Annotated in this window: 11 protein-coding genes; 8 read left to right on the forward strand and 3 right to left on the reverse strand. The window is 47.9% G+C overall.

Going from position 1 to position 13,382, the window contains the following annotated elements; all coding sequences use genetic code 11:
- Positions 1-30 precede the first annotated feature (30 nt).
- The 6 genes from V5J77_RS08485 to V5J77_RS08510 all read left to right on the forward strand — a co-directional run bounded on the left by V5J77_RS08485 (position 31) and on the right by V5J77_RS08510 (position 6,516).
- Positions 31-327, forward strand: a complete 297-nt coding sequence (locus V5J77_RS08485; RefSeq protein ID WP_338555341.1) for a DUF1292 domain-containing protein — start codon at positions 31-33, stop codon at positions 325-327.
- On the forward strand, positions 327-641 hold the full coding sequence (locus tag V5J77_RS08490; protein ID WP_338555342.1) for a DUF1292 domain-containing protein: 315 nt from the start codon (positions 327-329) through the stop codon (positions 639-641). Before V5J77_RS08485 ends, V5J77_RS08490 begins: the two co-directional genes overlap by 1 nt.
- 89 nt (positions 642-730) lie before the next feature.
- Complete coding sequence (gene mltG / locus V5J77_RS08495) at positions 731-1,828, forward strand: endolytic transglycosylase MltG (protein ID WP_338555343.1); 1,098 nt, start codon at positions 731-733, stop codon at positions 1,826-1,828.
- A 14-nt stretch (positions 1,829-1,842) separates the two neighbouring features.
- Entirely contained in the window at positions 1,843-2,775 is a 933-nt protein-coding gene (locus tag V5J77_RS08500; protein WP_338555344.1) for a peptidase U32 family protein, read from the forward strand.
- Between the two features lie 59 nt (positions 2,776-2,834).
- The gene (locus V5J77_RS08505) at positions 2,835-4,088 is read left to right on the forward strand and encodes a U32 family peptidase (RefSeq protein WP_338556645.1); all 1,254 of its coding nucleotides are present in this window, start codon (positions 2,835-2,837) and stop codon (positions 4,086-4,088) included.
- A gap of 190 nt (positions 4,089-4,278) precedes the next feature.
- A complete protein-coding gene (locus V5J77_RS08510) occupies positions 4,279-6,516 on the forward strand; it encodes a methyl-accepting chemotaxis protein (RefSeq protein ID WP_338555345.1) in 2,238 nt (745 codons plus the stop codon).
- A 112-nt stretch (positions 6,517-6,628) separates the two neighbouring features.
- Here the strand turns inward: V5J77_RS08510 and V5J77_RS08515 are convergent, their stop codons facing one another.
- Both V5J77_RS08515 and V5J77_RS08520 read right to left on the reverse strand, forming a co-directional pair.
- Entirely contained in the window at positions 6,629-7,648 is a 1,020-nt protein-coding gene (locus V5J77_RS08515) for a bifunctional glycosyltransferase family 2/GtrA family protein (protein WP_338555346.1), read from the reverse strand.
- 5 nt (positions 7,649-7,653) lie between these two features.
- Positions 7,654-8,613 (reverse strand): phosphodiester glycosidase family protein, encoded by a 960-nt coding sequence (locus tag V5J77_RS08520; protein ID WP_338555347.1) that lies wholly within the window; start codon positions 8,611-8,613, stop codon positions 7,654-7,656.
- A 176-nt stretch (positions 8,614-8,789) separates the two neighbouring features.
- Here V5J77_RS08520 and V5J77_RS08525 point away from each other — a divergent pair, with 176 nt between their 5' ends.
- Positions 8,790-10,622 carry a penicillin-binding protein 2 gene (locus V5J77_RS08525; protein ID WP_338555348.1) on the forward strand — a complete coding sequence of 611 codons (1,833 nt, stop codon included), beginning with the start codon at positions 8,790-8,792 and terminating at the stop codon, positions 10,620-10,622.
- Between the two features lie 23 nt (positions 10,623-10,645).
- On the opposite strand, the gene ytvI is transcribed toward V5J77_RS08525, so the two are convergent.
- Positions 10,646-11,794, reverse strand: a complete 1,149-nt coding sequence (ytvI, locus tag V5J77_RS08530) for a sporulation integral membrane protein YtvI (protein WP_338555349.1) — start codon at positions 11,792-11,794, stop codon at positions 10,646-10,648.
- Between the two features lie 166 nt (positions 11,795-11,960).
- Here ytvI and V5J77_RS08535 point away from each other — a divergent pair, with 166 nt between their 5' ends.
- Positions 11,961-13,355, forward strand: coding sequence for a polysaccharide deacetylase family protein (locus tag V5J77_RS08535; RefSeq protein WP_338555350.1), 1,395 nt, complete (start codon positions 11,961-11,963; stop codon positions 13,353-13,355).
- Positions 13,356-13,382 lie beyond the last annotated feature (27 nt).

The following is a 13,382-nucleotide window of genomic DNA, read 5'->3' on the forward strand; positions in this document are numbered from 1 at the left end:
AATTCACAAAACGAAAAGGTGAGGGTTAAGATGACAAAGGATGATATGCAGTTCGAAGAGCCGGAAATTATTTATATTCCGGATGAAGACGGCAATGAAGAAGAATTCGAAGTCATCATGAAGTTTGAAGTGGATGGCTCTGATCAGAAATATATGATGGTCGTTCCGCTCGTTGGCGAGAGCGAAGAGGAAGACGAGGTCTATGCCTTCCGCTACGAGGAAGATGGCGATGACCTTCAGCTGTACACGATTGAAGACGAGGAAGAGTGGAACATCGTAGAGGAGACGTTTAATACGCTGCTCGGCGAATTGGAGGAAGAAAATTAATGGATCAAGGCGAGGTACTAATCCCGCAGCCGCTTGAGCGGCTGCGGGAAGCCTTCGGTCCTCAAATCGAGCTGCTTGCGGGCGGCGGCGTAATGGAAACATTCGTCATCAAGGCTGAGTTTAAACTCGGTTCCTACGTCTATGCGGCGCTCCAGTCGGAAGCGATGAAGGGCGAGGATGAAGTGGAGCTTTTCCGCGTCATTGGCGAGCATGGCGAAGAGCCGGAGCTGGAAACGATTGAGGATGATGAAGAATGGGAACTGGCATCTGAAGCTTATGACGATTTGTTATTTGCTGGCGATGAGCGACCTTAAGCAAGCTTTATTATACGTATACATCGAGAAAAGGAGCGGTGCACACCGCTCTTTTTCTCGACGTATTGGGGAATTAGGAGGAAAGCAGGTTGGACAACGCAAAGAGGCAGTCAACTAAGCCTGGCAAGGTTCGTATCGCTTTTTACGTATTTTTAAGCATTTTAGGCGTCATCACGACAGTGGTGGGCGGCGCGTTTATTTATTTATGGCTTCAATTAGAGCCAACCAAGACAGCGGAGGCCAAGCAGATTGTCATTCCAAACAGCGCCTCAGCGAGTCAAATTTCCGATGTACTGCAAGAGGAAGGGATTATTAAAAATGCCCTGATCTTTAAATATTATTTGAAGCTGGAGAAACAAGGCGGCAAATTTCAAGCGGGCACGTATTTAATGAATCCCGGCATGGATAAGGCCGATGTCATTGCTATGCTGAACAGCGGCAGCACCGTCAAGCAGGAGACGATCCGCTTTACGATTCCAGAGGGGCTTACGGTATTGCAAATTGCCGATAAACTGTCGGAAGAGAAGCTGATCGACAAAAATAAATTTTTGGAGCTTGCCGATAAACAGCAGACGTGGAGCAATGCGGATGCGGTAAATGAAATTTCCGCTGATGCCAAGCTGCATCACCGGCTGGAAGGGTATTTGTTTCCAGAAACCTATGAAATGAAGAAGGGCAGCACCGAGCAGGAAATATTGAATCGTATGGTTTCTGAGCTTGATGTCAAGCTTGCACAATTACCTAATGATTGGACAATTCAGCTGGAAAAACGCAAGCTTACGATTCATCAGCTGCTTACGATTGCATCCTTGGTCGAGCGCGAGGTAGTTGTTGACGAGGAGCGTCCAATCGTTGCGAGCGTTATATATAATCGCTTGAACAAGCCGATGAAGCTGCAAATAGATGCAACGGTGCAATATGCACTCGATAAGCCGAAGGAACGTTTATATAATAAGGATCTAAAAGTTGACAGCTCTTATAACACCTATTTGGTTGACGGCCTCCCGCCCGGACCGATTGCGGCCCCAAGCCTTAGCTCAATCAAAGCGGCGCTGTATCCGCAGGAAACGGAATATTTTTTCTATGTAACTAAGAAGGATGGAACGGGACAGCATCTATTTGCTAAAACCTTTAACGAGCATAACAATAATATTGCTAACAGCAACAAAACTGCGCAGTCTAAGTAAGGAGTGTAAGGAGCATGGCGGTAAAGCCAGAATTATTAACGACAGCTTCATCTTTGGAGGAACTGGAGCGCCTAATTGCTGCCGGGGCTGATGCTTTCCTAATTGGAGAAGCACGCTACGGCATGCGTCTTGCTGGGCAATTTGATTTGGAAATGATCAGGCAGGCGGTAGAGCTGGCGGCGCCTCAAGGCGTAAACATTTATGTATCGGTAAATAATCTGATGGAAAACAAAGTCGTGGAATCTTTGCCTGGCTATTTGCAGGCATTGACCGAGGCTGGCGTAAACGGCGTTATGTTCGGTGACCCCGCTGTATTGATGGCTGCACGGAGTGCGGCTCCTGACATGCCGCTGCATTGGAATGCCGAGATGACTTCAACGAATTATGCGACAGCAGAATATTGGAGAAAGCGCGGTGCTACGCGGTTTGTGCTTGCCCGCGAGCTGAATATGGATCAGGTCATTGAAATCAAAGAAAATTCTACCATGCCCATTGAGGTACAGGTTCATGGCTTGACGAATATTTATCATTCCAAGCGCTCGCTTGTGAACAGCTATTTGGATCATCAGAAAGACTCCGGCAAGCTTGGCAGCGCCAGCAAGGAGCAAGGGCTATACGTGATGGAAGCTGAGCGTAAGGATGAACGCTTCCCTATTTTTGAGGATGCCAACGGCACGCATATTTTGAGCTCGGATGATATTTGCATGCTGGAAAATCTACATGAGCTAATGGAAATTGGTGTAGAGAGCTTGAAAATTGAAGGGCTGCTCAAAACGATAGAATACAATGAGGTCGTCGTGCGGGCTTATCGCAACGTTATTGACACCTATATGGCTGATCCGGAGGGCTACCGTTTTCAGGATGAGTGGCTGGAGCCGATTAAGGAAGTGCAAGATCCACGGCGTGAACTAAGCTTTGGTTTCTTTTATAAAGAACAAGTGTATTGAGGTATGGAGCAGGAGGTGCAGCAACGATGACAGTTACAGAAAACATAAATTCAGAGGCGATGAGCCCGGTGAAAACCCGCTATCAGGGCAAACGACATAGACTCGATCGTCCCGAGCTGCTTGCCCCGGCAGGCAATTTGGAAAAGCTGAAATTCGCTATCCATTATGGCGCTGACGCGGTATACATTGGCGGACAAAAATACGGCCTTCGTTCCAACGCAGGCAATTTTAGCTTTGAGGAAATGCGAGAAGGCGTCGAATTTGCCAATCGCTATGGCGCAAAGGTGTTCGTAGCTACGAATATTTATGCGCATAATGAGGATATCGGTGGGCTTGAGGAGTATTTGCGCAATTTAGAGGAAGTCGGCATTTCAGCGATTATTGTCGCTGATCCGATTATTATTGAGACGGCTGCACGAGTAGCTCCTAAGCTGGAAGCTCATCTGAGCACTCAGCAATCAACGCTCAACTGGCAGGCGGTACAGTTTTGGAAGGAAGAAGGCTTGCCGCGCGTCGTTCTTGCCAGAGAAACGAGCTTTGAAGAAATCGCCGAAATTAAAAAGCATGTGGATATTGAAATTGAAGCGTTTATTCATGGGGCAATGTGCTCTTCCTTTTCCGGCCGCTGTGTACTCAGCAATCACTTTACTGATCGTGACTCCAATCGAGGGGGCTGCTCGCAGTCGTGTCGCTGGAAATATGATTTATTTGTGGATGATATGCCGATGTACACCGAAGGCGAGGATCCATTCACGATGGGCTCTAAAGACCTGTGCATGATTGAATATTTGCCAGAGCTGATTGATGTTGGCGTAGACAGCTTCAAAATTGAAGGCCGCATGAAGAGCATTCACTATGTTGCAACTGTTGTGAATGTGTATCGTCAAGCCATTGATTCCTATTTTGAGGACCCGGAAAATTTTGTGCTGAAGCAAGAATGGCTGGATGAAATTTTCAAAGCGGCGAACCGTCCGCTTAACACGGGATTTTTCCTCGATACACCGGGTGCAGAGGATCATATTTATGAGCCGGAAGATAAGCCAGCGCCTTATGATTTTGCCGGAGTAGTTCTGGAATATAACGATGAGACAGGCATTGCGGTTGTAGAGCAGCGAAACCACTTTAAGTTGGGGCAAGAGGTTGAGTTTGTTGGCCCCGGAGGCCGCTTCTTCAAGCAGACGATTACGCGAATGACCGATGACAAGGGACAAGAGCTGGATGCAGCAAGACACCCGCTTCAGCGCATCCACATTAAGACTTTTGCGCCTGTGGAACCGATGGATATGCTGCGTAAATTAATGATTAAAAAATAACCAGGAACACAACACTGTTTTCGTTTTTCAAAAGCAGTGTTTTTTTATTATTTATTAATTATTTGTGAGTTGAAAACCGATATATAGTATTAGGGGCTACATAAGAAAAGAGAGCACAAGGATTCATTGACAACATATTGAGCGCTTCTAAAGACCTAGTCTGTAACAAATAAAAAAGGCGGTGTCATCATTGAAAAAAAATGAGGACAAAACTCAGTCGAAGAAAATTGCGATGAAAAAAACAGAAGCAGGGAAATCAATGAAAGCCCTTTCCGGATTTTGGAATGGATCTAAGCCGATTTTCAAAAAAATCGTCTCCAAGACAGGCAAGTACGGGAAAAGCTCCTCCAAGCAGCTGCTCGCGCTGACAAAGGAGATGAAGCTCAATCAGGTGAATAAATCGGTAGGTACGAAGCTGTTTTTAATTATATTTGCCAGCATCGTAACCTGCGTCTTGGCAGTAGGTCTTATTTCATATTCTCAGACGAAAACAATTGTTGAACGCAAAGTTTCCGGGGCTAGCTTTCAAACCGTTAGTCAGGTAACGACGAACTTGAACATTATTTTGGACAACTATGAAGAAATGACGATGCAAATTTTAATTAATAAAGATTTACATTCGTTGATCGGCAAAATGCGTGAAGGCGAGGATGATTATACTCGCTTTGAAGCGAGCCGTGAGCTGTCTAGCAAAATGCAGGATTACGCGCTTGGCAACTCCAGCATTAAGGCCATCTATTTGCTGCCGCTGGATGATAAGCTGCCAGTCGTAACAGCAGGAAATGCTTCTTCTGTTGCAACCGCTGCGATGAAGCAGGAAGAGTGGTTCAGCAGGGTGCAGGAAGCAAATGGCAAGGCAATCTGGCTTGCGACCCAGCCGAAGGGCTTTGGCGGTGGGAGCGGTGCGCCAACGATCGGCATCAGCCGCCTCCTGAAGGATAGCACATTGAATGAAGTTTCCTATATGCTGCTAATTGAAATTAATTTGGCAAGCCTCCAAGATTCTATAAAGGATGTATCCTTAGGACTAGGCAGCGAGCTTTCGATCGTGGATGGTCAAAACAACTATATACTGCCTCCTAACAATGACCTGATTGGTCAGCCGGCTCCAGTAGCTCTTCCTACTGAAGGTGACGCTGCAATTGAAGGCTCGAAAAAGCTGGAAACTAGCGATGGCCAGTCCATGCTGACGGTTTATAAATCATTTGATACCGTAGATTGGAAGCTGCTCGGTCTTATTCCGGTAGATAGGTTGGTTGAGGATGCAAAGGTTATTCGCGATATGACCATTATTACAGCGATTGTAGCTGTATTCATTGCGATTGCAATTGGCTTCCTTGTTATTCGAACGATTGCACAGCCGCTGATGAACCTGCGCAATTTGATGAATGAGGGACAACGGGGCAATTTGACGGTGCGATCTACAATACGGAAACGTTCCGATGAAATCGGCGAGCTGAGCGACAGCTTTAATGATATGATGACGCAAATTACCAATTTGGCGAAGCAGGCAACACAATCTGCGGATACAGTGCTGCATACTGCTGGCGAGCTTACGGATGTTTCGCGGAAAACAGCTATTTCTTCACGGGAAATATCAGTCGCAACCGAAGAAATTGCAAATGGCGCCTCAAGCCTTGCTGTTGAAGCAGAGCGCGGCAGCGACCTGAGCGGCAATATTTCGACCCAAATGGAGACGGTGAAGCAGGCGAATGCAGAAATTGTGCGTGCGGCTGGCGAGGTAGAGAAAGCGGGTGAGCGTGGGGCGGCCTACATGGGCGAGCTGAGCCACAAAACGGGGCAAACGGAGCAAATGACACGCTCCATGGTTGAAAAGGTAGACAGCCTTAAAGACAGCACAGGCTCTATCGTTAAAATATTGGATGTATTGAACAATTTGACGAAGCAGACCAATATTCTTTCCCTGAATGCGGCGATTGAAGCAGCGCGTGCGGGTGCAGCAGGCAAAGGCTTTATGGTCGTGGCTGACGAAATTCGCAAGCTGGCCGATCAATCTCGTCAATCGATTGATATCGTAGGACAAATCACTGAAAAAATTCAAGAGGAAATTGACAATACGGTTAGCGTGTTGTCGGATGCTTATCCTTTATTTCAGGAGCAAATTGTTTCTGTAAAGCAGGCGACAGATATTTTCGTAAATGTTCAGGAGCAGATGGTACAGTTTGTACACAAGCTGGATTCAGTAACGAACTCCATTGGCGAGCTGGACAAGTCGCAGGAAGTGTTGTCTGAGGCGATGACAAATGTCAGCGCAGTAGCACAGCAATCCTCGGCAACATCAGAGGAGGTAGCTTCCCTCAGCAGCGAGCAGCTTAGCATTAGTGACGGTCTCGTCAGCCTGTCGGAAGAGCTGGGGAGCGTATCGCGTGAGCTAAAGGATTCGCTAGCGAAATTCAAAATCGAATAATATCGACTTTCATTCAGCCGTTTGAACGGGGTGCTTCCCTTGTTCAAACGGCTTTTTTGAAAATTAAGGTGAAAAATGCCAAGCTTTTCATGCAGTGAAGTCAGATTTCACCCTAATACACATATTTGCGCTGGGCCCAATAACTGAAAAGAAAGATGGATGCCTCGGTCAGTAATTTGGCGATAACAAGGGGAAGGATAAGCGTTTCATTGTATAAATACAGCAGTCCATAATTTAAGAGCAGCACAACAATGACCAGCGAGAAATATTTAGGCAGAGATTGGTGAACTCTGGATACTTTGCCGCCGCTGCCCGCGAATACGTACTTTCTGTTCATCGTATAGTTGAAGATGGAGCTGCACAATCTTGCGGCTGCTACGGACAAAAACAGGTTGTGGCTAATGCTTTGAATAAGGAATAATAGCGTAAAGTCTAGTATTGCTGACAGCAGGGAAGAGGTGCTGAACATTATAATCGGCAAATAAATGCGGAATGAGTCGATCAGCGGACGAAAATGGGATGATTTATTGTGATCCAAATAGACGGTATCAATATATTCCTCGGTAATCTTAAAGCCATCCCGGTGAGCGGTTAGCAGCATGTTCATTTCATATTCGAACCGCTCGCCGGGAATTTGGCACAGCCAGTCCAGCATGGAAAAGGAAAAGCCGCGCAAACCGGTTTGCGTATCATAAATTTTAGCGCCCGTAGTGAGAGAGAAGACTGACCGAGTGACCGAGTTGCCAAAGCGGCTGCGCAGTGGAATGGTTCCGCTAAAGCGGCGGCTTCCCAGCACAATGCCCGGCGTTGCTTGGTTGAGCAGCTTGTCAAAAATCCGCTTTATGTCATGGGGAAGATGCTGTCCGTCACTATCTGCACAGACGACATGGCCCGGCAAACCGTTTTTTTGTATATAACCAAATCCCGTTTTTAAGGCACGTCCTTTCCCGAGGTTGACCTCGTGGGTCAGAACGGTGCAGCCGGAGGCTTCAGCCGCTTCAAAAATGTCACGGTAGCTTGGCCCGCTTCCGTCATCAACAATGACGATGGGCTCAAGCTGGAACGCATGCAGCTGCTGGATCAAATCAAGCAGCCGATTATCAGGCTCATAGGCCGGAATTAATATAGTCATAATGATTACTCCTCCCCAATATATAAAATGTCGCTGACGCCGCGCTCTTGATTTTTACCAAGCGGATTATTGACAACTCTGCCCATAAAATACATCGTCGATGATCCGCCGCCGTCCAAATTATAGGCTTCTGTAGCTCCGAGGCCAGCCATGACATCGGCAAGCTCCGTAAGTGTCATGCCGCGGCTGTAGCCTTCCTTCCGCCCGTCTACTACGACAAATACATAATGGTTTGGAGCAATCATACCGATCGCGGTTCTCGGATTTGCATTTTGGATCGAGCGGTTTCCGAAATTAGTATCAATTTTGACACTGCTGAAATCACTTGTGATTTTGCCATCTTGTATGAGTATGGGACCGAATGAAAATGTATTGGTGACACCGCCAGCAAGCAGATCGGAGGAGGAAATCTCTGTTTCATCATACGTTTGGAGCGTTCCGTCATCGAATAGTGCCAGCGCCTCCCGCACCGGATCGTCTCGGTATACGGTGCCATTGCGAATAATGACGCCATCATCTCGGAAGCCATAATAATCGCCATTGATTGCAAAAATGGCATTATTGCTGGAAGCGATGACCGAGGTATTCTCTATAATATTCGTTCCAAAACTGTTTTCGGCGAATGCAGAGCGCAGGCTGCTGGCATCTTTAACCTTGACATCTGCGACAAAATACGTGATCAGGTCTGAGCCAGAGCCTGTCTGAACCTTCTTAATATTAATTTGTATATCGTCGCTGCTGTAGTTCCAAGCATCTGAGGCTGCCTGAACTTCAGCAGTTGAAGCAGTTGTATCGCTTGAGCTATTGGACGTTGCAGCCTGGTCTGTCACGACGACTTCAACATGCTTGATCAAATAACGGTCTGCGAGACCATATGTCAATGAGCCAAGGCCTAAGAGCGTTGTGATCGTGGCAATCATCCATATCCGTTTTGTTTTTTTGGTTTTCTTCTTGTGCGTCTTCATAATAGAAGGATCACCTCTTCATGTTGGTTCTTGAGGGTTATCATACTTGGGCTACCTTAAATGAAACTGAACTATTTCTGGAGCAGTTGGAGCGAGTGCTTGCGGGCTTAAGGGAAGGGCGATGCGGTTTATAAGTTGCCATTAAGGCCATACTGAGGGGAAGGAGGCTAGCTAAAATGATCAGGCGGCGTGCAGCAATCGTAGCAATACTATTAACGGTTATAATGGCAGGTTATTTGCTTAGGCTGGCGACGCTGCAACTGGTGCCAAGCTGGGGTCAGCCCGCTGCCGAGATACTCAGCAAGCCTACTGACTGGAAGCATAAGGCGGCGATTCAGCGGCAGCGCAATCTGGTGCTAGATTCAGGGCGCGGAGATTTTATAGATCGTTACGGGAGAGCCATTACGGGGGAGAGCTATTCAGCATTGGCACTATTTCCAGTAGAAAGCAAGGCAAGGGGAGAGACGACGGAGCTGCGCAAGCTGGCGAAGCTTCTGCACGTATCTTACGAGCAATTGATGGAAAAATGGGATGCGCTCAAAAGTGCCGATTTTTGGCGGGAGGAAGGGCAGAAGGCACCGCTGGCCCTTTCTGTGAGCCAGCTCACAGCGCTTTCGCAGCTCCATATAAATGGAGTCAAGGTGCTGCCCTATCACAATCGGTACTTGCCGCAGCTTAATGCCAGGCAAGCCATTGGTTTTGTAAGTCAACATCCAGAATGGCTGGAGCAGGCTTATGAAGCGGATTTGGCGTCAGGCAAGCGTAAGCTGACAGATGAAATCGGCGGTGCTGGTCTTGAAAAATCACTGGATATTTTGCTAAGAGGCAATGGGCCAACGTCGGTATCCTTTTATCTTGATGGACAGCGGCATCCGCTTAAGGGGTTGGGTCTGCGGGTGTTTCAGCCGGATAGCGCCTACTATCCGCTTAAAGTTAAGACGACGCTCGATGTACAGCTCCAACAGCAGCTTGAGCTGTACGCAGATGCAAATGGCTTGAAAGCGGGAGCAATCGTTGTGCTGGATGTACAAAATGCGGATATCGTCAGCATGGTATCTCGGCCGCAGATGAACCCGCAGCAGTTGGAGCGGAATGAGGAAACGGATTGGTCGAATCATGCGCTCCAAGCGGTTGCCCCGGGCTCGATTTTTAAGCTTGTAACGGAAGCGGCGGCGCTTGAGGCGGGTGTTACGGATGACAAAGAAGTGTTCACATGCAGTGGGAAATACGGAAAATATGGTTTAACATGCTGGAAGCAGGAGGGGCACGGGAGTTTGACGCTTGAGGAAGGGTTAGCCCAGTCCTGCAACCTTGTATTTGCGACGCTTGCCGAGCGGTTGAGCGGCTATGAGCTTTATCAGACTGCGGCTGCGTTAGGCATCGGTGACCCCGCCGGGTGGCATACCGAATCTGCCTTTGGACCGTTTGCCGGACGCTTGCGGCTGCTCGGTGAGGAGGAGAGCGGACAGTTGTTTGCTGCGAGTATTTGGCAGTCATTGCAGGACAAGCCTGCTCTTGACATAGACGGGGGCATTATGGCTCAAAGCGGTATTGGTCAAAGGGATGTCAGGATGACTCCGCTGCAGGCGGCGAATTTGGTCGTGACGATTTTACATGGCGGTCAAAGACTGGAGCCGCGAATCGTAAGTGAAATTCGTTATGCAAACGGACAGCTGATGGTGGAACTGAAGCCTCGGCAAGCTAGACAGGCGGGCACGCCGATACATGCGAGAACCGCTGGTACGCTGCTGGAAGGAATGAAGGCGGTCACGGAATACGGTACGGGACGCTCTATTCGAAATGGCGTATGGCCGATTGCCGGGAAGTCTGGTACGGCGCAGACGCTGCTTAGCGGCAAGGAGCGCGTTCACCAGTGGTTCATCGGCTACGGACCGACAAATAAGCCGCGATACGCCGTCGCGGTGCTTGCCGAGAACAGGAGTCCCGGTACTAGCAATCAAGCGACGAAGCTGTTTCGCGGCGTAATGGATATTATAGCGAAGCGATAAGCAAGATTGAAACGAACGCAGATTTAAACGCTTGGAGGGGCAGGCGGGTTGCCTGCATCTCCTCCGGCACCCGGTGGAGGCACCTGGCTGTCAAATTCGCCTTGCGGAGTTCTGATCCAGCGATGGAAGAAGCCTTGGTCATACAAGGTTTTGAGCAAAATGATGAGCACGGGTGATAAGATGACGCCAGCAATGCCGAACAGCTTGAGCGAAATAATCATAAATGCCAGCATCGTAAATGCAGATACGCCGAGCGTGTCTCCGGTTATTTTGGGCTCCAATAGCTGTCTGGCCAATACGACGACGATGTACAATATAGACAGCCACACCGCAAGTGTGGTATGCCCCACGATAAACAAATAAATGATCCAAGGAATAAAGATCGTTCCTACCCCAAGCAGCGGCAGCACATCAAAAATAGCCGAGATGACGGCGACTACAAGGGCATTTTTGACACCAAGCAGCAGCAGGGAGATGAAGATGACGAAAAACGTAATCGTAATCATCTTGGCTTGCGCCTTCAGGTAGCCGGAAATGCCCTTTAATACATTTTCACGCAAGAAGAAAAAGGCTTTTTTAAACGTTTTGGGCGTTTTATCCGCCGCTGTTTTTTTCCAATCATTAATTTCAATGCTTAGGAAATAAGCTAATATAATACCGACCAGAAAGTTAAACATAAAGCTGGAGAACGAGGACACGTAGCCGACGGTTCCAGCGAAAATCGTTTTGACCAAATTCGGCACATATTCGGCAGCGCCCTGGATGTATTCCGTAATTTGCGCGACGAGCTCAGGCGGGAGGGCTTGAATTTTATTTTGCACCTGTGACGTGCTAAGCTCTACCTGCTTCATGAGCACAGCCTGATATTCCGGCAGCTTGTCCAGAAACTCGGAGCCCTGCTTCGTAATAATGTAACCGAGTCCGGAGAAGGCGGATAGAATGAGGATGGAAAACAATAATATGGATATGCCTGACGCGATGGATTTTGTGATGCCAATCTTGTTCAGCCTGCGTGCGAGCGGCTCAATGCACATGAAAATAACAAAGGAGAAAATGATTGGTGTAGCCAATTGATAAAAATGACTAAAGGTAAACATAATTAAATAAACCGTTAGCGCGATCAGTGCAATGTCAAATGCGGTTCGCCAATATTTTTTATAAAAGGGTAGCATAGCTGAAAACCTCTCTTTTCCAATTTCTTAATATCTCGCTTTGATTGTACTATAATTTTAATTTTGCTGCCTATTTTTTGTAGCCATATGATACAATTAAGGTTATTGTTGTTTGTTTATCGCCGATTACATGCAGCTAAAATTTTAATAACGGTGGGGAAACAATATGGAGAACTTAGTTGTCTGGACTCTTTATCTTTTCTCGTTCTACGCTTTCCTCCCTGCGTTTATCAGTCGTACTTTCGGATTTAGGGTTTTTAAGAAAGGTCTGGTAAAGAAGGAAATTGCCCTTACCTTTGACGATGGCCCGGATGCTGTCTATACGCCAAAGCTGCTTGAGTTGCTGGCTCGCTATGATGCGAAAGCGACTTTTTTCATCGTTGGCGCACATGGCGAAGCGCAGCCGGAGCTATTACGCAAAATACATGAGGAAGGCCATACGCTTGGCATACACAATTATGTTCACAAGACCAATTGGTTCATGCGGCCAAAATCCGTCAAGCGTCAGATCGAGCGTACATGCGAAATAATACGAGAGGCGACAGGCAGCCGTTCCAATTATTACAGGCCTCCATGGGGCATTATTAATGTGTTTGATTTTGCCAGCATTGGCCATTTGCAAATCGTATTATGGTCGTCCATGTTCGGTGATTGGAACAAGAGGCTGGGGGCGGAGCGCCTTAAGCAAAAAATGCTGAAGAAGCTCCGCCCTGGCGAGGTGCTGCTGCTTCATGATTGCGGGCAAACGCCAGGCGCCCATCATGATGCTCCTGCTAATATGCTGATCGCACTTGAGGCTTATTTGAAGGAAGGCGTAAGGCAGGGCTATCGTTTTGTTACGATTAAAGAGATGATACAGCTGACAGATAAAGCCAAGGAGCGCGAGCTGTCATGGTTTAAGAAATCACTGATCACGCTATGGCTGCAGTATGAGCGTCTATTTCATCGTGCGTTTCGGCTTAAGCAGGTAGGAGTGGAGTCGCCGGCGCTGCATTATCGAATGATTTCCTACAGCGGCCAGCCAATCGAGCTAGCAGAGGGCGAACGTTTATCCAAGGGAGACCGAGTAGTGGAGCTGCATTTTGACAACCGCAAGCTGTCCGGCATTGCGGCAGAAGCAGTATCGCCACTAGCTGCTGGAATTCGAATGCTGCGGGAAGTAGAAGCGGCATTGCCTATGCTTGCCCAGCAGTTGATGAATGATCCCGCTGCGGCTGATGCGAAGGCATTATACGGCGTTACAATGATTCATCGAGGAGCGGATCGGTTTGGCTTTGAGGTGATCCCATTGCCGGACGGCTTATTTGCTCGCACAACCCGCATTTACTTACGGCTGCTTATGCGCGTATTGACGAAGAAGCCGCGGAATGTAAAAAGCAAGGAGCGCAGAAATGCGATTGATCCATGCATGCTGCTATATCCCATGAGTAAAATACAAGCTTTTCAAAATTCGCAAGCTGCGCTGTTGAGAGTAAGCATAGGGCAAGAAGCAAGCTTGCAGGCAGCGCCAGCAGGTGCTGTGGATGCTGCTCCGATGGAGGGCAGTACTTCCACCATATAATCGAGCTCCGGCGTCTGCTTACAGGCG

This window comes from Paenibacillus sp. KS-LC4 (genome assembly GCF_036894955.1).
Lineage (GTDB): Bacteria > Bacillota > Bacilli > Paenibacillales > Paenibacillaceae > Pristimantibacillus.